The organism is Haloferax litoreum (genome assembly GCF_009674605.1).
In the GTDB taxonomy this organism is placed as follows: domain Archaea; phylum Halobacteriota; class Halobacteria; order Halobacteriales; family Haloferacaceae; genus Haloferax; species Haloferax litoreum.
Genome location: NZ_WKJO01000002.1, coordinates 96,000 through 120,653 on the forward strand (window position 1 = coordinate 96,000; position 24,654 = coordinate 120,653).

Annotated in this window: 19 protein-coding genes and 3 pseudogenes; 9 read left to right on the top strand and 13 right to left on the bottom strand. The window is 54.0% G+C overall.

Annotated elements, in window-relative coordinates; translation table 11 throughout:
* The first annotated feature begins 171 nt into the window (after nt 1-171).
* From GJR96_RS18505 to GJR96_RS15860, 3 genes are all read left to right on the top strand, one after another.
* On the top strand, nt 172-1,347 hold the full coding sequence (locus tag GJR96_RS18505) for an MFS transporter (RefSeq protein WP_225317763.1): 1,176 nt from the start codon (nt 172-174) through the stop codon (nt 1,345-1,347).
* 51 nt (nt 1,348-1,398) lie between these two features.
* Nucleotides 1,399-2,046: a cysteine hydrolase family protein gene (locus tag GJR96_RS15855; RefSeq protein WP_191965909.1), complete on the top strand. Its 648-nt coding sequence runs from the start codon at nt 1,399-1,401 to the stop codon at nt 2,044-2,046.
* 99 nt (nt 2,047-2,145) lie between these two features.
* Nucleotides 2,146-2,961 carry an enoyl-CoA hydratase-related protein gene (locus GJR96_RS15860; protein WP_151164257.1) on the top strand — a complete coding sequence of 272 codons (816 nt, stop codon included), beginning with the start codon at nt 2,146-2,148 and terminating at the stop codon, nt 2,959-2,961.
* 956 nt (nt 2,962-3,917) lie between these two features.
* Here the strand turns inward: GJR96_RS15860 and GJR96_RS15865 are convergent.
* The 3 genes from GJR96_RS15865 to GJR96_RS15875 all read right to left on the bottom strand — a co-directional run bounded on the left by GJR96_RS15865 (nt 3,918) and on the right by GJR96_RS15875 (nt 9,954).
* Nucleotides 3,918-4,391, bottom strand: a complete 474-nt coding sequence (locus tag GJR96_RS15865) for a hypothetical protein (protein WP_151164260.1) — start codon at nt 4,389-4,391, stop codon at nt 3,918-3,920.
* A gap of 75 nt (nt 4,392-4,466) precedes the next feature.
* Nucleotides 4,467-5,534: an outer membrane protein assembly factor BamB family protein gene (locus GJR96_RS15870; RefSeq protein ID WP_151164263.1), complete on the bottom strand. Its 1,068-nt coding sequence runs from the start codon at nt 5,532-5,534 to the stop codon at nt 4,467-4,469.
* Entirely contained in the window at nt 5,527-9,954 is a 4,428-nt protein-coding gene (locus tag GJR96_RS15875; protein WP_151164266.1) for a hypothetical protein, read from the bottom strand. Before GJR96_RS15875 ends, GJR96_RS15870 begins: the two co-directional genes overlap by 8 nt.
* A 1,245-nt stretch (nt 9,955-11,199) precedes the next feature.
* Between GJR96_RS15875 and GJR96_RS15880 the strand changes: the two genes are divergently transcribed.
* Nucleotides 11,200-12,075 (top strand): CPBP family intramembrane glutamic endopeptidase, encoded by an 876-nt coding sequence (locus tag GJR96_RS15880; RefSeq protein ID WP_151164269.1) that lies wholly within the window; start codon nt 11,200-11,202, stop codon nt 12,073-12,075.
* 130 nt (nt 12,076-12,205) lie between these two features.
* On the opposite strand, the gene GJR96_RS15885 is transcribed toward GJR96_RS15880, so the two are convergent.
* Entirely contained in the window at nt 12,206-13,042 is an 837-nt protein-coding gene (locus GJR96_RS15885) for a CPBP family intramembrane glutamic endopeptidase (RefSeq protein WP_151164272.1), read from the bottom strand.
* Between the two features lie 178 nt (nt 13,043-13,220).
* On the opposite strand from GJR96_RS15885, the gene GJR96_RS15890 reads away from it, so the two are divergent.
* Nucleotides 13,221-13,631: a DUF5518 domain-containing protein gene (locus GJR96_RS15890; RefSeq protein ID WP_151164275.1), complete on the top strand. Its 411-nt coding sequence runs from the start codon at nt 13,221-13,223 to the stop codon at nt 13,629-13,631.
* 176 nt (nt 13,632-13,807) lie between these two features.
* Here the strand turns inward: GJR96_RS15890 and GJR96_RS15895 are convergent, their stop codons facing one another.
* From GJR96_RS15895 to GJR96_RS15915, 5 genes are all read right to left on the bottom strand, one after another.
* Nucleotides 13,808-14,593 carry an alpha/beta fold hydrolase gene (locus GJR96_RS15895; protein ID WP_151164277.1) on the bottom strand — a complete coding sequence of 262 codons (786 nt, stop codon included), beginning with the start codon at nt 14,591-14,593 and terminating at the stop codon, nt 13,808-13,810.
* Nucleotides 14,594-15,496 carry a hypothetical protein gene (locus tag GJR96_RS15900; protein ID WP_151164280.1) on the bottom strand — a complete coding sequence of 301 codons (903 nt, stop codon included), beginning with the start codon at nt 15,494-15,496 and terminating at the stop codon, nt 14,594-14,596.
* A gap of 294 nt (nt 15,497-15,790) precedes the next feature.
* Entirely contained in the window at nt 15,791-16,594 is an 804-nt protein-coding gene (locus GJR96_RS15905; RefSeq protein ID WP_151164283.1) for a hypothetical protein, read from the bottom strand.
* Nucleotides 16,591-17,514: an ABC transporter ATP-binding protein gene (locus tag GJR96_RS15910; RefSeq protein WP_151164286.1), complete on the bottom strand. Its 924-nt coding sequence runs from the start codon at nt 17,512-17,514 to the stop codon at nt 16,591-16,593. The genes GJR96_RS15905 and GJR96_RS15910 overlap by 4 nt, the downstream gene beginning before the upstream one ends.
* Before the next feature lie 123 nt (nt 17,515-17,637).
* Nucleotides 17,638-18,513 (bottom strand): CPBP family intramembrane glutamic endopeptidase, encoded by an 876-nt coding sequence (locus GJR96_RS15915; RefSeq protein ID WP_225317764.1) that lies wholly within the window; start codon nt 18,511-18,513, stop codon nt 17,638-17,640.
* A gap of 201 nt (nt 18,514-18,714) precedes the next feature.
* On the opposite strand from GJR96_RS15915, the gene GJR96_RS15920 reads away from it, so the two are divergent.
* The 3 genes and pseudogenes from GJR96_RS15920 (at nt 18,715) to GJR96_RS15930 (ending at nt 20,731) form a co-directional block, all read left to right on the top strand.
* The gene (locus tag GJR96_RS15920; RefSeq protein ID WP_151164289.1) at nt 18,715-19,548 is read left to right on the top strand and encodes a winged helix-turn-helix domain-containing protein; all 834 of its coding nucleotides are present in this window, start codon (nt 18,715-18,717) and stop codon (nt 19,546-19,548) included.
* A gap of 58 nt (nt 19,549-19,606) precedes the next feature.
* Nucleotides 19,607-20,065 (top strand): annotated as a pseudogene (locus GJR96_RS15925) (site-specific integrase); the annotation flags it as partial.
* 183 nt (nt 20,066-20,248) lie between these two features.
* Nucleotides 20,249-20,731, top strand: a complete 483-nt coding sequence (locus GJR96_RS15930; protein WP_151164291.1) for a DUF6326 family protein — start codon at nt 20,249-20,251, stop codon at nt 20,729-20,731.
* Between the two features lie 225 nt (nt 20,732-20,956).
* Here GJR96_RS15930 and GJR96_RS15935 read toward each other — a convergent pair whose 3' ends face one another.
* From GJR96_RS15935 to GJR96_RS15945, 3 genes and pseudogenes are all read right to left on the bottom strand, one after another.
* Nucleotides 20,957-21,193, bottom strand: coding sequence for a DUF4242 domain-containing protein (locus tag GJR96_RS15935; protein ID WP_255471334.1), 237 nt, complete (start codon nt 21,191-21,193; stop codon nt 20,957-20,959).
* Between the two features lie 193 nt (nt 21,194-21,386).
* Nucleotides 21,387-22,238 (bottom strand): annotated as a pseudogene (locus GJR96_RS15940) (IS5 family transposase).
* Nucleotides 22,239-22,249: 11 nt separating this feature from the next.
* Nucleotides 22,250-23,352, bottom strand: a pseudogene (locus tag GJR96_RS15945) (transposase); the annotation flags it as partial.
* A gap of 144 nt (nt 23,353-23,496) precedes the next feature.
* Here GJR96_RS15945 and GJR96_RS18215 point away from each other — a divergent pair.
* A complete protein-coding gene (locus tag GJR96_RS18215) occupies nt 23,497-23,799 on the top strand; it encodes a HalOD1 output domain-containing protein (protein ID WP_151164295.1) in 303 nt (100 codons plus the stop codon).
* A gap of 33 nt (nt 23,800-23,832) precedes the next feature.
* On the opposite strand, the gene GJR96_RS15950 is transcribed toward GJR96_RS18215, so the two are convergent.
* A complete protein-coding gene (locus tag GJR96_RS15950; protein WP_151164298.1) occupies nt 23,833-24,633 on the bottom strand; it encodes a TrmB family transcriptional regulator in 801 nt (266 codons plus the stop codon).
* Nucleotides 24,634-24,654 lie beyond the last annotated feature (21 nt).

A 24,654-nucleotide genomic window follows, 5' to 3' on the forward strand; every position in this document is an offset into this window, starting at 1 on the left:
TCGCGAGGGTATCGGTCCTCACACTTGGATGACAAAAGCGAGATTACACCGTAGGTTGTAGCCATCCCTGTGACTTCCCGTGACAGTCCTCCACCACCAGAACATAACCCTGATAGAGCATCACCACCGAATAACGGTCCACGCTACGTCGTCGGAAGTATCGCTCTCGGTGTGTTCTTTGGTGGGCTCGGTGGTGGAGTCGCGTTCCCGACGCTCCCGAAACTGGGCCTGATTCTCGGAATCTCACCGTTCGTCGTGAGCGTTATCCTCTCGACGAACCGGTTTACGCGTCTCGTGATGAACGCTCCTGCCGGACAACTCCTCGATAGAATCGGAGCGAGACGCCCGATGGTTGCTGGATTTTTTATTCAAGGGTTGGCCCCGTTTGGGTACATTCTCGGACTACACACCGACTCGCTCCCACTGGTGGTGTCGCCAACTACCGTGTTCATCGTCTCGAGGATGCTGTGGGGAATTGGATCGGCGTTCGTTCTAGTCGGGGCGTTTTCGATGGTGACGCACATTACGACGACGGCTAACCGTGGTCGGTGGACTGGCGTGATGCGGGGCGCACAGACCTTGGGATTCCCTGCGGGTCTCGCTACTGGTGGTGTGTTGACGGACCTTTATGGGTACGATGCTGCGTTTTTTCTCGCTGGTTGTGCGGGAATGCTCTCTGGTATCGTTGCGCTGTTCGCAGTTCCGAACGTCGACGCGTCGGTCAAATCTCGTGGGGGTGTTCGGACTGCGATTCGACTCGCAACGGGCGATAGGCGAATCTTGACCGTCGGGAGTGTGAACTTCGTCGTCAGGTTTCTCTACGCTGGGGTTCTCCTCTCGACTATCGTTCTCGCCACGGCTGAACGGGGGTTAACGTTCGGTGCACTCAGTGAGGCTGGTGTCAGCGGTGTCGTGATGGCTATCAGTGTCTTGTTCGCCAGTACGTCTACCCTTCTCGCGGGAGAATACTCCGACGGTGTGTCCAATCGGGCATTGGTCACTCTCCCGTCTCTCGTTCTCTTTGGTGTGGGATTTGTCATCCTTGCCCTATTCCCCACTGTCTCCGGCACTGTTGTCGGTGTTGCACTCATCGGATTCGGAGTCGGTGGAACGAACCCGCCGTTACTCGCATATCTTGGTGATATCAGTCCGGAAGGCGACATCGGGAAGATGACGGGTATGTACAACGTCTTCGGTGATTTGGGGTCGACGTTAGGGCCTCTCGTTGCACTTCCACTCGCGGCTGTAATCGGGTACGATATCACCTATCTCGGGTGTGTGCTGCTCGTGGCTGTCATCGGTATCCTAGTCGGGTATGGTCTCCTCTCTGGGCCATCTACCATGTGAGTTGTGGTAACAGAGAACATAATAGGACTGCGCGTAGGTGTGTAGATGGGTATGTCTACAATATCAAAGTACGACCTCGACAAATTCGACCCCGAGACGACGGGACTCGTCGTCGTCGACCTGCAAAATGCGTTCGTCGCTCCTGATGGCTCGATGGCTCGACGGGGATTCGACGTGACTCGAACAGCCGAAATCGTCCCGAGGTGTGTCGAACTTGCCGATTTCGTGCGGGAGCGCGGATGTCCCGTGTTCTTCACACGGCTACTTCGACGCCCAGATGGGAGAGACGCCCCGCGAAACATCTTTCGCATCTACCCCTCGTCGTACGACGACTACGGTGATACACTGTGTTTAGACGGGTCGTCTGGCGCGGAGTACGCTGACGAAGTTACGATTCACCCCGCGGATTACGAGGTCACGAAACGCAACCAAGACGCATTTCACGGTACGTCACTCGATTATTACCTTCGTGGAGAGGGCATCGAAACTGTGCTCGTGTGTGGGGTGACGACGAACGTCTGTGTCGAATCGACTATTCGAGGTGCCCACGAACGAGGATTCGACGTCGTAATGGTCGAAGATTGCTGTGGTACTGACGACGAGACTGCACACGAATCTACCGTCCGAAACGTCGAGTACATCTTCGGTGCGACGGCGACGGCAGCAGAGATTCGGGCGTTACTACCGGAGTCATCGTGAACCCATCCAGCAACCAACTGAGTAAATATTCGACAGATAGACTCTGAAACAGCCAATTCCGAACATACTGTTAAGTAATGGCACACGAATATTCGAACGATGGCCAGGTACAACACCATCGAGCTAGCGGTAGATGACCGTGACGTTGCGACGTTGACATTCGACCGACCCGAGAAGCGGAACGCGATGAGCCCCGAGTTGCTCGAAGAAGTCGGTGATGCACTCGAAACCATTCGTGGCGACGTTCGAGCGCTCGTCATCGAAGGGAACGGCCCTTCGTTTAACGCAGGGATGGATTTCGAGAAGTACTTCACTGAACTTCGAAAGAAAGACCCACTACTCGTAAAAGAGGCCAACTTCATCCATGGCCGTGCTCTCAACCGAATCAAGGACTTCCCCGCACCCACGATTGCGAAAGTTCATGGTTGGGCACTTGGTGGCGGCTACATGGTGATGGCGGTCTGTGATATCGCGTTCGCCGCGACAGATGCCAAATTCGGGTTCTCAGAGATAAACTTCGGCATCGCTGCTGGAGGTGGAACTATGTGGGCAGCCGCTCACACGCTCTCCAGACGTGATGCAATGTACTACACGATGACAGGGGAGCCGTTCGATGGGGTCGAAGCCGAGCGGATGGGTGCTGTGAACAAATCTGTGCCCCCCGAGGAGTTGGACGACGAAGTCGACCGATTCGTCGAGAAATTACTCGAGAAAAATGCGCTCGCGTTAGAGTATTCAAAGGATTACTACGACCACGCCCGCCGGATGACGTACCGAGAGTCTCACGACTACGAGTTAGCAAAGGGCGAGGAGATGAAGTACTTCCAACGACAGGAGTTCTTCACCGAAGGAGTCGGTCAGTTCATGGAAGACAAGTACAAGCCGGGCACCGGAGAAGCCTACGAAAAAGAGTAAGCTGACGCAGCGCAGCAGAACAGTGGTCTGTTCAAACCGAGGTGTGATAGACCGGGGTCGGACAATTTTGTGTGGACGATGGTAACATTTTCACGCCCCGACACACGAACGTAATTCTGTTTTTCGAACTCGTTGATGTGTGTCGATGCCACGGCGAACGAACAGGCAGAAATGGAGAGACGGGATAAGGCTCTCCAAACGCGTACGGCGATTTGCTGACAACAGTTGGATGTTGTTCGGGCAGATTCCATAGGTATCGCTGAATGCGAGAGGCCTTGGTTGATGCTTAACAGGCCTTCTGCGATTGTACAGGCTAACGCATTTACACGTACACGGTCGTACCTTTGCAGGCGCTTTTCTAGTCACGCCTCACAGCTAGTGCGAGGCATGCTACCATGCAACCCCCACCATAATAAGACTATCTGCCGAAATCAGTACAATCCGACTTAGAAATTGAACTGGGATGGGCGAAGTAACTCGTTCCCACTACTGGGCCAACACGTCACCGCCGTCGAGGACGTATCGGCCTTCTTGAGAGCATCGCGACGGTCCGGCCCGGGCGGCGTGAACACAGCCACGGGAACGCGATCGACGCGCTGGCCGCGACTGACACATGAATTCGACGTGTCCCGTACGTCGTCGCGCTCGGTTTCGTCGACGGCGAATGACCACAACCGTCAGAAGGGATGTTCCCGAAGCCGTTTCGTGATGCCGCCGTTGAGGGTGAGACTCTGTTGGCGCGCTCGCTAGGGATACAAGAGTCGTGGACGGCCGAACGAGAGCGTGACCACTTCGCCGATGCAGTGAGTACTGCGACAGAGCATTTCGTCTGCTCGTTGTTCCAACCCGACACCTCTTCAAATTTGATCTCTCCGGAAACGGTGGGGTCTCAAGTCAGAATAGCAGCGGTTATTGAGAAATGTGATGGTAGTCTATTTTCGGACAGAGGCCCCAACCTAACTCTCAGAACTCAGCGTTTCGATTTCCAGTAAGTCAACGCGATATGCTACGACTTGGAGATAATCACCAATCGTGACATCACCGTCATCTAGCTGACGACCAAGCTCTGGTATCGTGGTGACAAGAACCTCACCAGCCCCAACATCGAGAGCTAACAATGGACGGTCTGGTTCCGGATGCCAGATGTCCCGAACAGCAGTATCTATGACACGGCCGGTGAGAATTATGTCATCCTGGGATTCAATGTCGATTCCCAAGGGGGGTTCTGCTTTCTGCTCAATCTTCGATGGTTGAGCGAGCAATGTTAGTTCACACTCTCTGCCAACGTGAACGTCAGAAGCAACGAGAACCGTGTTATCGAAGACCTTCAGTTCAGTGTTGTTGCTACTCTGTACGACTACCCATTGATCGTATACGACGCCTTGGTATCCAGCGCCCGGTACAATGTCAATTACGTGTCCTCGTAGCATATCAGATACCCATATTTTGGAAAACCTGTGGTAGCTTGCGACATACACAATGACCGAAAAAAACGTGTCTGTATCTTATTTGTCTTCTAAAGCGTATATCCGCCCTTCATTATTCCCAATATATAGGGTCCCATTAGCGATTGCTGGTGATGATCGAACTGCATAACTTGTTTCGAACTGCCAAAGTTCGTTCCCATTGTCTGCATCAAGAGCATATACGTGCTGGTCATCGCTCCCAATATAGAGTATTCTATCAGCTATAGCTGGAGAGGATTTTACTTTATCTTTGGTCTTGAATCGCCAAATCTCTTGACCAGTCTCAACATCTAACGCATAGACGTAGTGGTTAGCACACCCGAAATAGACGACCCCGTTTGATACCGCCAGTGACGAGCAAGGATAATGGCCGACTGAGAATGTCCACTGCTTTTGTCCGGAGACTGGATCAATTGCAACTACCTGGCCTAATCTGGATGCTACGAAGACAAATTCAGGAGTGACTGCGATTGTTGATGTTATTGGTTGGTCAATATTACAATTCCAAAGTAGGTCTCCGTTAGTTGAATTAAGCGCGTATACGGACCCATCTACATTACCAATGTATACTACATTTTTTCTAACTGCTGGCGAGGATTCAATTTCAGCTTTTGTTTCGTACTTCCATCGGATACTCCCAGTCTTTTCATCAATAGCGAGGAGCGACCCTTCCCACGACCCCACGTAGACTGTTCCGTCGTAGATTGTAGGTGAGGAATCCATTGGTGAATCCACATCAACACTCCATTTCAGAGACCCTGATGCCAGAGAAACCGCATATAGGGAGGGGTACAAGCTACTCGCAAAGAGTGTTCCCTTACCAACTGCTGGAGATGTTCGAACTTCGTCACGGCAGTTGAAACTCCATCGTTTTGACCCATCCACTGACGAAAGAGCAAACAAATTAGCTTCTGGTCCACTGTTTTGATTTCCGAAATAGACCATATCATTATCTACAACTGGTGATGAAGGAATTGCAGAGCCACTATCGAAACTCCACCGCTCGCGAACAGATTCCTTTGGACCAACTGAACTCAAGCTGTTTCCAGTATGAGCCGCGTTGCATTGGAACATCCTCCAATTTCCATCTCTGAGTATCTTATTCATCTAAGGGGACCTCGTACATATGGTTGCTATTAACCCACTCTTGGACATATTCTATTGGGTTTTCATGTCGTTCATATGCAGTTCCTATTTCGAGGTGGTCACCTCTATCATAAGCGCGAACTATTTTCACAACGCCATTTTCGATGATTATCCACATGTATAATCCTCGATCGTTTTTATAGACTTTATCTGCCTTTTCAATGACACGGCGAATTTCTTCTTTAGATAGATGTCCATCACGTCCCTCAATATGGTCTTCCCACTTCCTTTTTGGAAGCTTGACTTCTTTGTCCACCCCTTTTGGATTCTCGATATCAAGCTCCGCGAGATTTAGGAGAGGAAGTTCCCTCGTCAACTTGACCTGTTCTTTCTGGAAGGTCGTTGATTGATAATCCAGGTAGGCAACTCCCCCAACAACGAGAATTCCCACACCAGCAGTCATTGCTGTCGAACCCCCGATGAGGGCAACACCTCCGCCAGCAGCTACCTCCGACCCAGCTGCCCCGGATACTACAACCACACTTGCAACAGTAAAGCCTCCATCTTGAACGGGGGTCACATGGAAAGCCACCTTATTTCCGTGTACGTCTGTGGCATTCACATAGTACTCTTCGGGATGTTCGTCAAGTCCGTGTTGACGAATGGGAATATGATACTTCGAAGTTCCATCAATAGATGTGGTAACTTCACTTGGGTATGATTTATCCCAATATGGCTCACGGCAACACCACGGATTGTAACGACCATTCACATCCACCGATTTAATCGGTGAATCGTCTGAGACGAACACATCAATCTTCTCTTTTAGATTGTTTGACTCAATCTCAATCGTTGGCTGGTTGTCTTCAATAGTGGGCCGCGGATCAATGATATCGATATATCCGTCGCCGTCTGTATCTGGTTCTAGGGGATTGGAATCCAATATATCTCTCTCAACTGGATCATCAATACCATCCCCGTCTGTATCTGCCCGTGTTGGGTCGCTCAATAGGTAGTGGTAGCCACCAGACGAATATCTTGGCTCGAACTTTCCAACTTCCCTACCATCAGACCAACCATCTCCATCGGTATCTTCATCGAATGGGTCGGTCGTAACCGTCTCACCCTTGTAGTTCCGAATCCCGCTCCGCTCCATTTCATTGGGCAGGCCGTCACCATCTGAATCTCTGGTCTGCCAGACATCAATGGAATCGATTTCGATGTTAGACCCTTCAGTCGTCTTGATTCTGAGAGTGATTTCTTCGCCAGCAAACTGGGTAAGACTCGACTTCAGTTTCGTCCACGAACGCGTCTCTCCATTCTCGAGCGTGAGCGGGCAGATCGTATCACTCTCTCCGACGATGCAGACAGTCGCTTCACCGTCACTAGATGCCTCAGCCCGGGTGTTGAGAACGATGCCGGCCCGAATGGTGTCGTCGTGGAGCGTGATTCCCCGGGTGAATTTTGATGGTGGAATTGGTTCGGGTGTATTCCAACCATCGTTATCTCCGTCACCGTTATCGTCATTACCGTCACTTCCACCATCATCCTCCGGTGGGTCAGATGTATCTTCGTCGTCATCGCCATTTGGGACACAGGTTTCGTACGTTTGATCCCAAACTTCGTCTGCTGCACAGTCGTCTGGTTCCTCCACTGGTTCGTCAATACAGCCAGGCTCGTCAGAGATATCACACCGAGGTGGCCCACTGAGGATACCAATCGATAGCTCACTAGTTTTTAGTGACTGGCTCGATATGCCGCTACCACTACCAATCTCGACGTGTCCATCACTCACCCGACATTCGCCCTCACAGTCCCAGTCACCGATATCCTTGAACTCGTCGCTGAATGTCGTCGAGCGTGCGTCGTCCCTGGTCGGCAGTTTCTTCGCAAATGATTTCTGCCACTTGGCCGAGTCCATGACAAGATAGACCGAGAAGTGCGGAGTTTCGGCAGTTACCGTGTCATTCTTTGCATTCACCGTCGAATCGAGCTTGACGAATCGTTGATTTTCAGTCTCGAATCGGTAAACAGCAAGGTCCCTCTCGGACTTTGTCTTCTTTTCGTCGTACGAAAGCGTGAGCTTCGCAGACTCGAATCCAGAGTTAGCGTGAATATCGACTACCTCAGAGACTGTTGAATCTTCGGCTGCAGTCCCTTCAAACGGTTCTTTCGACGCTTTTGAGACGGTTACGCCCCCAGCAATATCTCCATTGCCCGTGATGTCGATTTCAATTCCAACCGACTCGTTGGCAGTGGAAGTGGTGAACGTCTCTTCACCGTCAAGAACTCCATCACCATCTGTGTCCGCGAGAAGTGGGTCAGTTCCTAACTCCAATTCCTCAGCGTCGCCGAGTCCATCTTTATCAGTGTCTTGGTCGAGAGGATTCGTTCCGTACTTATCAACCTCCGCTCCATCGAGAAGGCCATCATGGTCCGTGTCGGATAGAACTGCGTTCGTGGATGCATTTTGCTCATGAAGATTTGAGAGGCCGTCACCGTCTGGATCTTCTCTTCCGTCTGGCACTCCGTTGTTGTCGCTATCGACTGAGAGCGGATCAAGTGACGGATATTGCAATTCAAACCCATCGTTCAATTGATCACCGTCTGAATCTGCGTCGAATGGGTCGAGGCCTCTCACGTATTCTTGGAAGGTCAGGACGGAATCTTGGTCAAAGTCTTCAGCACCGTCGACTATCCCATTCCCACTCTCGTTCTTAGTGGTCTGTGTCGAATTACTGTCCGGGTTAAGCGGGAGGGTCCCTGTTACGGACTGTTCGTATGTGTCTGGGAGGCCATCGCCATCGAGTTTGAGTTGGTCACGGCCTGTTGCTGGTGGAGGTGTTTCATCAGTATCCGTGCCCAGTGCTATGTTTGGATCTGTTGCCTGGACAGTAATTTCGTTAACTCGGTGTCTAAGAGTGACCGTCGTATTGAACGTCTCAATGCTTGCTGGAGTGGTACTCGTTGTGACCCGAACGGTCCTGGCCGTTCCATTTGACTCCACCGTGAGCGTTGGCGTCTCGTACGTGCGGACGTCGAAGACCGTTCCATTGAGATGATAGGTAATCGCACCGTCGTGTCGGAAGTCTTCCCGTGTGTCGATTGTAACGACTGGGGTAACTGCCCAGTCCATGATATCGAGAGCACGCTGTGCGCGGTCCCAGGCCTGTCGATACTTTGGAATCGTCCCCATTGCGTTCTTCGACCGGTGGCGATCACCGCGTTCGAGTGCTGCCTCTGCAGCAGCAATTTCAGCGGAGACATTCGCCTCATCGTACGAGGTGTTACGCTCCTCGAGGATTCGACGAGTACGCTTCGCATCTTCGATTGCCTGCCGAGCAAGGCGGGAATCAGACGCAACGAGATGGGCAGTTACATTTGGCGCACGCTTGTGCATCGACGCCACAACGCGCTTGTCTTCTTTGAAGACGGAGACATTATTCACCCGGTCCGCATCGAGAATGTAGGAAAATGTCCCATCAACTGTCTGGTAGTGCAACTGTGCTTTCCGACTGTTTTCGGTCTCTGCTTGGGCCTCAAGGAGGTCGAGTGCGGCATGCCGGTGTGCCAAAGCACTCGCATTTGGTCCCAGTTCAACAGTGACTAATGTCTCATTCTGGATGGTTGAGTTTTCGAGGGTGGAATTTTCCAGACCATTGCCCAAGTCCTGTGGTGTACCACCTAGCTTCTCAATCCACTCAGAAACAGTTCGCTTTCCGTAACTCGAAGCTTCACTCTTCGAGTTCTGGTTATGTCCTTCTGCCCCTTTTTTCTTCCCTGGGTTCGAAGGCCGCTTGTCGTTTGAATTTCCTCTACTCTCTGTTGCTTCCCTCCTGTTCGATTGTCGTTGTTCGCTTCGGTCCCGATTTTCCTTTCTTTGCGTATTCTTTTCGGGAACGTTGTTGCTCTTGTTTGAATTGCCAGATTTCTTCTCTTCGGCTCTATTCCCATTCACCATCCCGTTCGGAGACTTCTCGCCTTTCTTCGAATTCGAATTCTGACTCTGTCCCTGATTCGGGTCCGGCTTGTGCTTTTCTCCAGTCTTGTTACTGTTCTTGGACCTTTTGGATGCTTTCTCGTCTTTTTTAGAACTCGAATTTGTTCTCTCGGTCCCATCGGGTGCTTGTGTTGTGGTTGTTTTTCCTTGAGCCCCGTTATCTGGTTGGTTTCCGCCCTTTTGTGTCTTGTTTTGCCCCTTCTTTTGGCTCTTTCCTTGCCCTTGTCTTGTTGCTTTCCCCGTAGCATTTTCATCGTTGTTCGCTCTTTGCTCTCCATTCAAAATCGAAAGGTCGGGCTTGGGAATGTCTATTTGCTCTAGAAAGGATTCCTGAGAGGAGTCCGTGTACGGTGCTGGCCTTGCTGCGACAGTAGTGATCGGCGAAGTAAGAAGAAGAAATACGAAAATGAGCGCAAAAATCTTCTGCTGGGAAATGTTCATAAAATCGAATTATGATAATGTCATGTATAATTTTCTATCATTTTCTGGATTGCCAAATAGCCCTGAATTCGCAATACTCCTCTGAGTTATCTCCTGTTGGTGACCAAAAAGAATCACTGAGCTGCCTCCATAGAGATCAACTTTGATATTTGGTTCTCTCAGAATTGCCATTCGTTGGCTGAAGTAATTCAACATGGACCAGTTCGCTCTTACAGACCTCGGTGTGAATACGGTTGGTTAAGTCTGGAATAGGAGCAGTCTATCGATTTTTTGATACTTTATCTCTCAAAAAATAAATTTCCGGATTCCCTCACTGTGATGGGCTCGGAAATCACGAGGTGAGAGCTTAATCAGACTAAATATGCGCGAAAATAAGGCACACAGCACTTCCATCCGAGGTTGTGTGACTTCACAGTTTCGGAGTTTGGGTTCTGTTGCGTGTCTTATTTTCACATGGCTTGTGTTTGATTAGGCCCTCGTCTCGTGATTTCCGAGTTCGTCACGGTGAGATAGTGTGGAAAGGTTTTCTGAGTGATATGAAATCAAAACCGATAGACTGCGCCTATTTCTCCGTTGTTGTGCTTGAATAGAAGGCACGCAACACTTCCATCCTCCGAGGTTGTGTGACTTCAGTCCCCTCCATTTTGTATAGCGATATATTATTTATCTTCTAATCGTGAGTTCACGACCCAGTTTTACTAATTGCAGTTGTGTATGGTCCACTCCCGCATAAGCCAAAGTATTAACTAGGTGTGATAAAGTCACTGAGTAATGAAAATTCACGATTCAGAATCACCCAAACATGCAGCGATAGGGTTAGTCACCGGAGGTAAGGCGTGAATCAGCACTTTGAATCCAAGGATTAGAGGCCGAAGAGGAGGCTTCAGAGAACGAGACGAGAGAGCGCCGCTACAACTGGCCCCGCATGGTTCTCGACGAACTCGTCGATGTCTACTGGTAAGATATCGCACCGAAGCGATATCGCGACGGGTTCGACGAGGACAGCGGTGTCCCGACCTGCGAACCGTACCGAGCATGGATACTGGTGTGAGAGGGTACATGCTCCACACGAGCATCAGGTTCTCGCACCTGAATTGAGATTTACGTCTTTAAAACGCCTTGTTGGGTGCAGAACTATAGGTACCATTGCCAGTCTATTGGATGCGTAATAGTTCCAGAGATGCTGTTTCTCATTGACCGAGACCCAGTGAAGTGTGATATGGTATTAGAAAACACACATAGTACATGAATTCTGGAACTGGTTTCGGAACCGATGGTGTCGTCACTACGGAGATAGACAGCGAATCACCAGAATCGAGACACTGGTACACCTTCGGCATCTTCGTCGCAAGCACGCTCACGTATTCGTGGGGGTTGTGGGCCCTCCTCGTGTTCGGAATCGTTCCTGCGTCGGCAACCACACCCCTCATCCTACTCGGTGGATTTGGTCCGTTCGTCGGTGCGCTGGTCACGCTCCGGCTTACGGGATTGAGTGTCCGCACGTGGCTTCGGTCGAACCTCCGCTATCGTCTCTCGCTTCGATGGTACGCGCTCGCTGTCGTCTTGCCGCCGATCCTCATCGTCGCCTCCAGTATCATCTACGTGACCGTCTTCGATGCGTCGTACGCGTTCGACGAACTCGCTGCGCTCTGGATGTTCCCTCTCGGCCTTGCGTTGACGTTTGCCGTCGGTGGCGGGAACGAAGAACTCGGGTGGCGTGGGTTTGCTCAGCCGGCACTCCAAGAAGGACTTTCTGCGTTCACGGCAAGTGTCCTAATCGGGTTCGTCTGGTTCGTCTGGCACATTCCACTGTTCTTCGTTCCAGGGAGCTCGCAGGCCGGCGTCCCGATGGTCCCCTACGCGGTTGGCGTCCTCGCCACAGCCGTCGTGCTCACATGGCTCTACAACGCTACTGGGAGCCTCCTCATCCCGTGGCTATATCACGCCAGTATCAACCCCGCCGGCGGGTATTTCTTAGCGGGTGTGGACAGCCTAAAGACCACTCCTGGATACGGCACGTACGCGCTGGTCGTCGCAATCGTTGCCGTCGCCTTGCTTGTCCGCTACGGTCCGACAGACCTCGCGGCTCGTGCTCGAGTTCGACTTTCGGACTTGACGTGAGTCTCCCACATCGAGTACGCACAGATTGCAGTGGTGGGCGACGAAACCGCTCGTGGTCGACACGCGATACCCCGTGAGCGACGTCGCGTCCATCGTCGTTACTGGTGGGCGGTTCGTACTGCCTATCATTTCAATCACTAGAGTGAGAAGAAACCGCCATGTACTCACCAGACGGGGCGAGGTGTCGCGGCCCGTAGTGTATCACCAAAGCGAGCGCGACCACCGTTAGCGCCGTGGCAAGTAGGCCCAACCCCAGCGGAGAAATTGCACCGGCGACGCCGCCAATCGGGTAGTAGTTCAGGATGGCGTTTCCACCGGCATGGAGGACGATGGCGGGAACGACACTCCCTCCTGTAGCGTTGGTCAGCCACGTCAGCACGACGGACAATGCAATAAGTTGGGCGACGTACAACCACGGCGACATCCCATTCTGCACTGTCCCCGAGAGGAAGAACAGTGGCAGGTGCCAGCCAGCCCAGACGAGGCCGACAAGGAGAGCGGCAACGAGTGCAGTGTATTTGTCCTGCAGATGAGGGAGGAGATATCCACGCCACCCCGGTTCTTCTAACCCACCACCGAATAGAGCGATAAACCCCAAGAAGAGCGGGTACTCGACCGCCGCAGGGAGTGCATTGAGAGACGATTCGCCACCAAAGACAAGCGCGTGAACGACTCCAGCAGCGAGGACGACGACGGCCGGCAGGACGAACGCGACGACGTAGTACCGACCGGCAACCCGAGTGCTGAAGATGTTCGCAAGCCACGACTGCACGCTTCGTCCTGCAGCGTACGTCAGGAGGATGCCCACGAAGAACGGGCCGAGACCGCCGAGAACGAACAGAACCGATCCAGTGACCGCGTCGGAGTTGGGGATCACAGCCCGAAGCCCCCAGCACGCCCACGAGAACGCGTACGTCGCGAGCGTGTAGACGAGCAATGTGCGTTCTGGCCGCTCGTCAAACGTCATACGCAGTAGTACAGATTCGGGCCCCTCAATCGTTCCGGTGATACAATCTCTCTACTCGTTGCCTCGAAACCCGCAGCGTGATGAACGACCCCTCCGAAACCGACAGCAGACGTGAGTAGGTCTCAGTTCGTGAGAAGTATCTCTCGCGTATTTCCTCTTGGTCGGCAAATTCACTCATATGAGCGACACAAATACCCTCCGCAACGCAGTCATCGGTGCAGTCGTCACAATCGTTCTCGCGTTCACTGCAATCTCGCCTGTGGTCGGTGGGGCGGTGGCTGGTTACCTCCAACAGGAACGTCCCAATCGTGGTGCGAGAGTCGGTGCTATCTCCGGCGTCATCGCGAGCATTCCGTTCCTCCTCGTACTCGCTCTCGGCGTCGTCGTGTTCTTCGGGACGTCCACGACGGGTGGATTCGGTGCCCCGGGGGGCGTCGAACTAGCCATCATCTTGCTGCTCATCGTTCCTCTCGGGGTACTTTGGAATGCCGGCCTGAGCGCCGCGGGTGGTTACGTCGGTGCATATCTCCGTATGAAATCTGGCCCCGCGGAGTCAACCACACCCGAATTCGGGCAGGATGCGAGGTAGCACAATCACTCGTCGCGGGAGATAGAACAGCGACCCAATCGGTGGTCAACACTGGCTGCCGTTCGCCCTTTTCGCACCGCCGTCGTTTCCCCTCAATGACTAAATAGAAAAATTTGGGAAGGTAACGTTCGCCCGGTAGCGGTTGCACTCAGAATGTCGACAGGATAATTTCAGTTTCAGAGTCGGTCAGGAATCGACTCTGCCTCGTCTCGACACAGTGACATGGCGAACTCACGGACGATACCCGTGTACGCCTCGGGCCGTTCGAGATTCACGGTGTGGCCCGCATCGCGAATGACGACAGGGGTAGCGTTCGACAGTTCGGAACACCGTTCGACTGCTGCCGGTCGATTAATCTTGTCGTCTTCGCAATTGATGAACAGAACCGGTCCAGCGAATCTCGACAGGAGTGCAGGGAAATCGACTCCGACGAGCGCCAGGCCGGACTGCCCCCACGCATCCAGCGACAGTCCCGCCTCGAGTATTTCTTCGATTGCCGCATCGGAGAGCGGGAGCGAACGCAACCGCTCGCCCATCGTTCGTTCGAACCGGGGTTCGACGCCGGGAACCCTAGCGCCGAGTCGAAACAGGTAGCTACTGACGGTCGTCCGGGCACCCAACTGACCGCGATAGTCGGCACTGCTCCCAGAGAGGACCACCCCCGACACACGGTCGGGGTTGCGGGCCGCCACGCTGGTCACTACGTAGCCACCGAGCGACTGACCGACCAAGACGACGCAGTCAGATTCCACATCGGCTAGGAGTGCTGCCACGGTCTCCACGGCGTCATCGAATCGGAACGGTTCGTCGGCGCGGTCACCGTGTCCGGGGAGGTCCGGCGCGAGGGTCCGAAAGGAGTCTGCGAGCGAATCCATCTGTGGGACCCAGAGCTTTCGTGAGATACCGGCCCCGTGGACGAAGATGAGAGCGGGCGCGTCGATTGGACCACGGATATCGACCATTTACGGCCTCGAGAGTTGCGTGAGCACACCGAGCAAGTGCTCTCGGAGTGGCGTCGGGTTCAGTGTCGCCGTGATGTGTCCACGGTCGACGACCAAGAGATTGGACTCGTCGTAAGCGCGTCGCTGGCGTTCGTACTCGATATACTGGTCGTGCCTCGCCAGCAGCGGATAGACCGTCCCTGTACCGTTGTCACGAAGGTCCTCCCCGAAATCCAACGTCTGCTCGACTGCAGTCGGGTTCTCCCGCCCTGCCCGCCCGAGCAGGCGACGGTAGGTCGACCGGGTGAACAGCTTACCGAGTTCGGCGCCAGCGAGCATCGGGATGTACACGTCCGCAGTCCCTTCGTAGGCACGATGCAGGTTCGTTACCCACCCACCGAGACTCACGCCCGCGACGGCCACTGGAACGCTGTCCTCCTGTTGGTCGACGATTCCATCGATGGCTGCCACAGACGTTGCGAGCATTGCGACGAAGTTGGACAGGTCACCCATCTTTCGTGCATAATCCCGGGTCGTCCCGTCGTGAAACGGGGCTCTGAGTCCGATGACGTTCATTTCGAGGTGGTCCGCATGGTCGACAAGAAGGTCCCGAAACGTGTTCGGTGAAAAGCGACTCGACGAAAACGGTCGCTCGTCGTTCCCGTGGTGGTAGACGATTGTTGGATAGTCTGGCCCGCACCACTGTACAACCTTGATGCCGACACCCAGAGTTCCGACAGGGGTCTCTGCAGAGATTTCGTGGATTCCCTCACCGGCCAGTGTCGGAACCGAGACACTGACTGAAGGGAGCATCTCCTCGACACGAGGGGCGTCAACGCTCCGGGCGAAAAAGCGGTTCCCTCCGACAAAGAGCGAGCCCAAACGAACGGTCGCTCGGTCGATGAGCGCGTGGTGGGATACCATGTCCCTTCAGTCGTCCGAAGAGGGTTAGTTCCCCCTGTTTCGGTGTCCCCACCGACTGTATGTCAGCCGATTTTTGCGCCGACAGCTGTGAACTGAACACAAACCGTGGATTCGTTTTCTGTCCAGTCATCGGTGGGCCACTCGTTGAATCTGCCGAACTGCACGATGCCAGTGACGCTCGCGTTCGTCGGGTCGTCGTAGGCGGGATACACTGCTGAAAGTCGTACAGAAGGCAACATCTTCCGTGCTGACGAGGCGACGTCGGCATCCTCGAACAACCTGGTCCAGAGCGGTTCATAGGAGCGTCTTCACGTCTAGCCACCGACTGACGGTGACCCATCCAACGCCGACGGCACCCAGTGAGACGATGGTGCCACCAACCGAGAGAAGAATCGGGTCTATGGATGGGACGGCCGTGGGCAGGACAACGAGTGAGACGGCTGGGAGGATTCCGACCATGATGAGAATGTTTCCGGGTTCTGTCCCGTTGACAGGCGTCTCGGGGAACCGGAGATAGACCACGACGGCGACGAACGTCGCCCACAGTGTCAATGGAACTGGGGTCAGTAGCCCAGTCACCATGAGTCGGAGCGCACCTGCGGTCAACGAGACCTCGGCCCACGCAAGGACGAATGCGGACCCAGCTATCGCAATCGACATCAACACCGCGGTCATCAGGAGTGCGAGGGCGAACGAACCGACGACGAGGGCGACGAACACTTCGCGCTCTCGGTAGGGGCCGCTCAAGAGCAATTCCAACTCGCCGGCGGCCAGTCGCTGGCCGACACCGGTCTGTGTGACGAGGACCGAGAGGACTGCACTGATCATTGCGATGAAGAACGGCCCCTGGATGACCAACATCGCGAGTAGGAGTGCTGTGTCGTCCTCGGTGCCGGTGAAGAACTGGCCTGCTTGCGTGGCGAGTGCCTCTCGTGTCGTGCCCGTGAGCACGTCGGGAGAAACCGCAGTCACGCCGAGCAAGCCCAAAAAGAGCAGGCCAGCACCGACCGGAAACGCGAACAACCGCCAGCTTCGGCCACGGAGTTCGCTCCAGATGATCGCCTTCGCGAGTGTCTGCCAACCCGGCGTCGAACTCATCGGGATGACACCTCCTCCTCGCCAGTCAGACGACCGTATAGTTCCTCAAGCGAGGTCTCTTCTTCTTGGACGCGCTCGATGGTGAAGCCGCGCTCTATCAGGACCGTGATTAGGTCGTTAACTGACTGGTCTTCAGGGAGCGTGACGACCCAGCCGTCCCGTGATTCACGAGCTTCGATGCCGAGTGCCGCGAACGTACCGTTGTCTGCGTCGGACTCAAGGTATACCTCGCGGGCACCCTCACCTCTGAGTCGCCCGATAAGCTCGTCTTTCGGGCCCTGTGCGGCGACCGTACCGTCTTTGATGACCGTGAGCTCGTCCGCAAGCTGTTCGGCTTCGTAGAGGTTGTGAGTCGAATAACACAGGGTTCGACCCTCCGCTGCGAGGGCGTCAAGCTGGTCACGAAGGGACCGAGCCGCACCGGGGTCGAGTCCCGTTGTCGGTTCGTCGAGAAACAACACGGCGGGGTCGCCGAGCAACACCCGGGCAATCGTCACGCGCTGACGCTGTCCACGGCTCAGGTCCGTCGCTGGACGGTCCAAGAGGTCGTCGACAGCCATGGTCTTGGCCGTCTGTTCGATGCGCGCGTCGCGGGTTCGAGTGTCGAGACCGAGCACGCGTCCCCAGTAATCGAGGTTCTCGCTCACCGTCAGCTGGCCGTTCAGGGGCGTCCCGTGGGGGAGATAGCCGACGCGGGTTTTCACCGACTGGTCCGCGAATGGGTCTATCCCAGCAACCGTTACGCCGCCGGCGTCGGGCGGGAGGATTCCAGCTCCGATGCGAAACAGCGTCGTTTTACCTGCACCGTTCGGCCCCAAGACGACATTGAATCCGGGGTCGAACGCGACAGAGATGTCGTCGAGGGCGGTCACGTCTCCGTAGGTGGGCCGAACGCTGTCGAACACTACAGTAGAAGACATGACAAGATTGTAATTTGACCGATGAGTAGTCGTTTCTGAAAACCGCAGGCTCCGATTGTAGCCACGATTAGAGACCCTCAGCTTGTCGCTTCCGGTCGTACTCCCTCCTGGTTGTGTCCACGGTCATCGGTTACCTCCTCTGATATAGGCCGACCCCGGTATCTCCACACGGGCGAGTGACTCTCGGCCGAAGTACGCGATGATACCGAGAGCGACGAGTAAGGTGACAGCCACCTGTGTAATCGTGACCGTCGCAATAGCGGTTTCCTGAATGACATCATCAATGACGATTTGGTCTGGTGCCAGTGGGAGGAGTATGTCTGCGGTGTTCACCATCGCGTGGAGGACCATCGCGATTAGCACACTTCCCGTGCTGTTGTAGGCCCACCCGAGAATGACCGACAACAAGATGATACTGATGAACCAGCCGATTTGATTAACGACTGTGAACCCGGAGTGAGGGGCTATCGGGATGAGGAAATACGGGAGGTGCCAGAGCGCCCAGACGACGCCGATGATGAGGCTCGCCGTGAGTGCATCGTACCGGTCGTTCAGATAGGGTTGTGCGAATCCACGCCAGCCCGGCTCTTCGTTCAATCCACCGCTAACCGTGAGGCCGAACAAAAACACGACGGCAACTAGTGCGGGAGATTGGAGGGGCCGACCGATATCGACCGGACCGCCGATGGCCCACAGAATCACCGTCGTTACTCCCACAATACCGACAGGTATTCCGAAGGCTGCGAGCCACCAGATTCCACCGACTCGCCACCGAACGATCTGACTGGCCCAGGCTCTGACATCGTCACCGCGTAGCCACGTTACTGCGGCAGCGCTCACTGGCGGTCCGAAACTACCGATGTAGATGAGAATCCATGGAGTCCAGCTTTCTTCCATGAACGCTGCTGGGGCCGAGATAACCCACGTGAAGGCAAATGCGCCCACGAAGAATGCAGCAACTGGGTGGTCGTCGATAAAGGGGACTCGAGTGCTCGTCATCGTAGAGACTATTTCTCACCACCACGATAAAAGTGTTGGATATTTTATATAATATCATATAAATAACGCCTCTGTGTTTTAGTTAATGTGTTGATAGGTATTGCACGAGATGATTGGGAAATATTGATTAGTCAGTTTTCTCTGCCCTATGAGTGACACGTAAGGCGGCATCTGTTTCAGGCGTCGTCCCCACCAGTACCCATGACTCGTGATGATGCGGAATCTGCCTTCGCTCTATTGGCGAGTGATATCCGGCTTCGAATATTGGAAACGCTGGTCGACGTGCCCCAACAAGAACCGCTCTCGTTCACCGAACTGTACGACGCGGTTGACGCCGCGAACACGTCACAGTTCTCCTACCACCTGAAGGAACTCACCGAACAGTACGTCCAGCACCAGGAAACGGGATACGTCGTCACCGACGCAGGACGACGAATCGTTCAGTCGATCAAAGCCGACGAATACACGCTACAGCCGAAATTCGATCCGGTGGCGATCGAGACGCACTGTCCGTACTGTGGTGCCACGGCAGCAGAAGCGACTTACGATGGCCGACTCGCTACGATAGATTGTCTCTCGTGTGCGAACACCGTACTGCGATACGAATTGCGGCCGGGTCACGTAGCAAAACGGAGTTCCTTACGAGCACTGGAAGCAGCGGATCGGCAGATGCGTGGGGAATTATGTTCCGCTGTCGACGGTGTCTGTCAACGTTGTGGAGGGTCGATGAAGTTGGAGTTCATCACAGGGAAAGAGGTCGACCCAGCAACGGTACTCGTCGTCTGTGAGTGCCAACACTGTATGACGACGCTTTCAGTTCCCATAGAGGTTGCACTCTTACACCATCCTGAAGTGATTGCAAAGTTCTGGGATGACAACCTGAACGTAACTACGACGCCCACGTGGGAACTGCTTTCAGAAATTTCTGATTGGGATGTCGAGTTAGACGCATCGGACGGGATTATGGTAGAGTTTTCGGGGAACAAACACCTCCGATTCGAGCTCGAACGCGAAGAGGAAACTCAGCTCTGGTGAAGTTTGACGGCACACGTGGTGTGTAGACGGTAACATTACTGCAGTTGTCAATGAGTACGACGCCGTCGGCCTCGAAAACGAGGAACCAGAGGAGTGGGAGTGGAACGTCGACCAAGAGTATATTGTCAATCCCCCAGAATTGTATCTTAACTCGATACAAACTCGCGATGGACGGGCAGAGAATACCGTCGAGTCCCATCGGACGAGGTTAGCGAAGTGGGTGCGGACATACCTGGAGTTGCACGGGACAGATGCGTTGCTCGAGCCACTGTCGGAGTTAGACCGGCAGCCGAGAGAGATAGAGCGCTGTCTCGCCGTTCTCGACGTCTTCGATGAGGAGCTCTCGACGGACCGGTCGAAGCTCGATTATCTACACGTCGGAAGAGCGTGGTACGCCTTCGTGATACGCCGGAAGTACGCGAAGTACAATCCACTCGCCGAGGCTGGGGAGGAGTTCGGCTGGGAAGCCAGTGAACCAAACCCACAGGCATTGTCGGCGTCACAGGTTCGCCGAATCGGCCTTGTTGAAACCCTCAATCAGTGATAGGTTTCAGGCCGCGTGCTGCATACAACGCGCGTATTCAGCACGCTTCCCGTCTATGTAGTTGGGTGTCACTCAGTTGCCCGTGACACCATCGCAGCGTGAAAATGGTACCACTTCACATGGCTGGAGGTTCATGTGTGTATGGAGAGAAAGCACATGAGCGAAGCACGTACCGAAGTAAACGAGACAAATGGGTTGGAAGACGTCGAGATGAATGTAAAACTGAAGCTTGCGGGGTTGTGGACATCATTTATGTTTTTATATGTATATGTAGATATTTTTGGATTTTACAAGCCAGGGACTATTGAGGATATACTAATAGGAGAAGTATTCACGTTCCAAATCACGCCAACATTTGTGTTGGTTGCACTAGTATTTGTGACAATTCCGGGTTTGATGATTTTCCTGTCTCTGGCATTGCCGGCAAGAGTGAATCGATGGACGAATATTGTCGTGGCAATACTCTATGTACCTTTTACTTTATACAATTTAGTGGGCGAATCTTGGTCATATATGTATTTTGGGGCAGGCATAGAAACTGTTCTTCTTGCAATAGTTATCTGGTATGCCTGGAAATGGCCTCGGACTACAGGGAGTAGTTCAGATTCTGAGACTGGCTCAACCACTGCACTCACATAGATCGAAGGTGTGACACCGTCTAGTGGTTCGTCAAGCGTGGAGTTGCGGGCTCGCGCCCCGCTAACTCACCAGTCCCTATTGAATAGTTCTCGTGGCGCGTGCAAGATACAGCCTCTGTATCGGTCACGCTGCTACTGACAGCCAATGGGTAGTTCGTCGAATCTCTGCTGAATACAGGGCGCAAGTCTTGCAGGTCGAAAAAGCAGGTATCTCGGCGGTCTGAATTTATTCGCCCTGTTTGACTTCATAGATCTCGTCAGCGGTGAGGCCGTGGGCTTCTTCGTGGACCTTCTCACCCGCTTCCTTGCTCGGACCCTCAAAGAGACAGAAGACAGCGCCCTCGTCTTCGTCTACCCAGTAATTCAGGTATTTCACACCGTGCTTCTCCTGGGTTTCAAGATCCTTTTTGTGAGCCTCTACGACGTCCTCAACGCTCGCGTCCACATTCCGGTGGACGTCCATATACAATGACATGGTTCAGATATTGTTACGCCTCCACAAGGCATTAATAGAGGACATTTTCACGCCAACTTGATTATTGAGTAACAGGGTGGAAACACCGTCGAGAGGTGCGTTCTTCACATGGCACGTGGAGAAGTTTGGGAACGATGTGATGAATGGATCCTCGATATTCAGCAGTCCATTCCTCTCAGCATTAGGGACAATCGCTCCCTTCACGCGAAATAGCGAGGTCTCGTTCCACGTTGTGAACGACGCACTTGATGACGAGTTCGCGGAACTGCTTCCACCAGCGGCGTGACCGCACGAAGGCACCGAATTTCTGTTTGATTGCCGCGTTGACCGTCTCGTTCATGTTACGCTGATGGTAGAGATCGCCGTCCAGCCGTGCATTCCATGCTTTGTGGAGTGAGGTGAACTCACGATGCTTGATGAGCGGTCGAATATCGTTGTCACGGGCGAGCCGCCGGAGTTTTTGATCGTCGTAGCCCTTGTCACCGGTCAAGACTTCGATGGACTGTGCGTTCCGTTTCACTACCTGTGGCGCAATTTGCGTATCGTGCTTCCGCGTTGTCGTCACGTGAATATCGAGAACCGCATTGGTCGCCGTATCGACCAACAGCGTCGTCTTCAACTGTTGGATGGTGAGGTTCGTTCGCTTCGTGTAGTGAGTTGATGCATGAGCCCGCTCGAATCCGGACGCATCGATGCCGATGACACCGTTCAGCGGCAAGTTCGAAAGTGAAACGTTCAGCAGAATCCGCCAGACGGCCATTTCCAAGCGGTCGAACGGCTTTCAGAGTGTCGAGGGTGCTGGAATCGAATCGAGATCGAGGGCGTCACGAATGCGAGGCATCTCGATGAGTTCATCAACGAGGTCGCGGTACGTGGTCGTCTTTTTCACCTTGAGACAGAGAAGCACGACGTGCTGGCGGAGCGTGAACCGCTTCCGTGAATATCGAGTCGAAAACCGTGCAACAGCACGGCGAGCCAGCACCAGAGCCCGTTCAACGAAACGGAGAATGCGTGACTTCGGCAGGGAATCCATCCTATCTCAGACTACTCGTCCATCATGTTTGCCAGCAAGGGTTTCAACAAGGCCAACTCAACACATTCGCCAGTCGTTATGATCGGTGCGTAGTCCATCTCATCAGTACCAGCTTTCAACAGAAGTCAGTGAGCCGCCAGATATTGTATAAGAGGACAGCAATCACGAAGTAGAACAACCGAACTCGATAATCCTTCGACGAGGTCTTCGCGAGGAAATCATGCTTGATGCTCTTGTATTCGTTTTCAATCTGCCAGCGACTGCTGTAGCGCCGACAGAACGATTCGGCTTCCTCTGGTGTAACACGAGCATTCGTCGCAAAGACAGTTGTCCCATCTGTTTTCGTCGAGGGAACGTACAGAAACTGCATCGCGTGCGAGCCCTGCTCGACGTGGACAGACGGTGACTCGACGGCGGCCTCTTGGCCGTCCTGCTCCATCTGCTCAATCGCTTTGCGCTCTGAGCTCGTGGTCCGTTTAGGAATCAGGTAGTTCACGCCAAGGTTCGAGAGCGTCTGAAACACCCGCATCGAGTCGAACTCTCGGTCGCACAGCACCATCTCGATAGGGACGTGTTCCTTCGCTTGATGAACTAATCGCCGGACAACACGGTGAATCCGATTCGGTGGGTTGTTGTCCCACGCTGAACTTTCACGAACTGGTTCGACAGCCAAAACGAGAGGAATACTCTGGCCGACAATCGAGAGGGTAGCAAACTTAAACGCACGCCCGTCGCCGTCTTTTGTCCCGCTGACCATCGACATTCCTTCGACATTACCGAAGTAGGGAACAGTCGTAATGTCGAGCGCGACGGTCACTGGCCGCCGAAATGAGACTTCAGACTCGATTACTGAGAGGAGTCGGTCGGTAGCAGTCTGGAAGCCATCAAAGAATGATTCGCCATCGAACTGTTTGACTGCCCGGAGGTGCGTATCACCGTGCGGGCCGTATTCTTTGCCACGTCAGTACTGAAAGCGTGATGCGCCTTGGGCAGTCCCGCAGCCAACCATGCCCATGAACGTCTGTAACTCGAAGAATCGAGAATCATCATACGACGAGTTGTCTGCTCTGCCAGACTCAAATGGGCTGAAGCAATATTCTCGTGCTAATCGAGTTTCTGTCCCGAGTGCGGCTCAGAGCTCAAGTCAACCAGAAATGTAGATTGCATACGTCCAGTTCTCCACCACTCTCTGAATTCTGTTTTGATAAAACGGGTGAAAAACTTCAGAGGTTTTGGTGGTCCGGTACCACCTAGTATTGTGGAGTATGAAATCGGTGCCGACGAATTGGTCAGCACGGCCGTTGTACGCGCGGTGAGCGCAGTCGACGGTCGTGAACCCAGTTCGCTCCGACCGCTGGGGAACGTCATTGATCCAACCGCGTTAGATACGTTGTTCGACCCGCAGTACGACGGAACACCTCGGACAGGTGGGCGCCTCTCGTTCGTCTACAACGGTTGTCACATCACGGTTGACAATGGTGAGTATCTCACTCTTCAGTTGCTCGAAGACCGTTTCCGCCACGAACGAGATCCAGAACCCACCGACAGTTGCTTCCGCTGAAGGATTGGTCAGTAGCCGCTCGTCGCTAGACCACTACTTTGGGTCACGAGCGGTCAACAACCCTTGAGACATGAGCCGTCGGGAGATTACGACGAGACCATTCCCGAACCCTCCGCCGAAGATTGCTTGTTCCTCTTTGCTGCCGGGCATGATAGAACTCACGAGGATCGTCGAGCGGTCAGTCAGGAGGAGTCGGCCGATTGCCGTCTCGTCTTCGGAAGTGTTCTCGCCGTGGAGCCACTCGAGACCAGAGATGAACGTCGTGGCGTCCGGCACCGCCGTTTGGATCTGGTCTTGAAGCGACTCCGTCAGCGCGCCGATGAGAAGATCGACCCCGTCATCGACATCGTTGAGTCTGGCAACGAGATCCTCGGTCAGCAGTGACTCATCGCCCAGTACCAGCACAATCTCCTCGGACGCTTTCTCGATGAGCTGGTCCGTCCGATTTTCAATCGCGGTGCGCCCGGACATCGCCCACACCTGCTGGACGGGTCTCTCGTCGTCTCCGTCGATGATTTCGACCGTGTCCAGCGCATTGTGGAGTCGATCGACTCGGTCTTCGTACTGGTCGCGTAAGGTCTCGGTCGCCTCGTCGAGCGGAACCGCCCGGAACTGCTGGGGGCTCGAGTGCTGGATTTCGACCAGGCCTTGCGCTTCCAGCACTCGAATCGCATCGTACACCCGCGTTCGGGGAACCTCCGTCATCTCACTCAATTGCTTTGCTGTTCCCGTGTGGAGACGGGACAGGCCGACGAAACATCGCGCCTCGTATTCTTTCAAGCCAAGTTGCTGGAGGACTTCGATTGCGTCCTCCAAACTGTCAGTAGTAGTCATGTGTCCCAACCTCACGGGGTG

Coding starts and splice junctions, on each gene's coding strand:
- GJR96_RS15900 (WP_151164280.1), bottom strand. CDS start 15,496: ATGGTATCCCACCACGCGCTCATCGACCGAGCGACCGTTCGTTTGGGC.
- GJR96_RS15860 (WP_151164257.1), top strand. CDS start 2,146: ATGGCCAGGTACAACACCATCGAGCTAGCGGTAGATGACCGTGACGTT.
- GJR96_RS15865 (WP_151164260.1), bottom strand. CDS start 4,391: ATGCTACGAGGACACGTAATTGACATTGTACCGGGCGCTGGATACCAA.
- GJR96_RS15910 (WP_151164286.1), bottom strand. CDS start 17,514: ATGTCTTCTACTGTAGTGTTCGACAGCGTTCGGCCCACCTACGGAGAC.
- GJR96_RS15855 (WP_191965909.1), top strand. CDS start 1,399: ATGTCTACAATATCAAAGTACGACCTCGACAAATTCGACCCCGAGACG.
- GJR96_RS15915 (WP_225317764.1), bottom strand. CDS start 18,513: ATGACGAGCACTCGAGTCCCCTTTATCGACGACCACCCAGTTGCTGCA.
- GJR96_RS15875 (WP_151164266.1), bottom strand. CDS start 9,954: ATGAACATTTCCCAGCAGAAGATTTTTGCGCTCATTTTCGTATTTCTT.
- GJR96_RS15920 (WP_151164289.1), top strand. CDS start 18,715: ATGACTCGTGATGATGCGGAATCTGCCTTCGCTCTATTGGCGAGTGAT.
- GJR96_RS15895 (WP_151164277.1), bottom strand. CDS start 14,593: ATGGTCGATATCCGTGGTCCAATCGACGCGCCCGCTCTCATCTTCGTC.
- GJR96_RS15935 (WP_255471334.1), bottom strand. CDS start 21,193: ATGGACGTCCACCGGAATGTGGACGCGAGCGTTGAGGACGTCGTAGAG.
- GJR96_RS15930 (WP_151164291.1), top strand. CDS start 20,249: ATGAGCGAAGCACGTACCGAAGTAAACGAGACAAATGGGTTGGAAGAC.
- GJR96_RS15870 (WP_151164263.1), bottom strand. CDS start 5,534: ATGAATAAGATACTCAGAGATGGAAATTGGAGGATGTTCCAATGCAAC.
- GJR96_RS15950 (WP_151164298.1), bottom strand. CDS start 24,633: ATGACTACTACTGACAGTTTGGAGGACGCAATCGAAGTCCTCCAGCAA.
- GJR96_RS15880 (WP_151164269.1), top strand. CDS start 11,200: ATGAATTCTGGAACTGGTTTCGGAACCGATGGTGTCGTCACTACGGAG.
- GJR96_RS15905 (WP_151164283.1), bottom strand. CDS start 16,594: ATGAGTTCGACGCCGGGTTGGCAGACACTCGCGAAGGCGATCATCTGG.
- GJR96_RS15885 (WP_151164272.1), bottom strand. CDS start 13,042: ATGACGTTTGACGAGCGGCCAGAACGCACATTGCTCGTCTACACGCTC.
- GJR96_RS15890 (WP_151164275.1), top strand. CDS start 13,221: ATGAGCGACACAAATACCCTCCGCAACGCAGTCATCGGTGCAGTCGTC.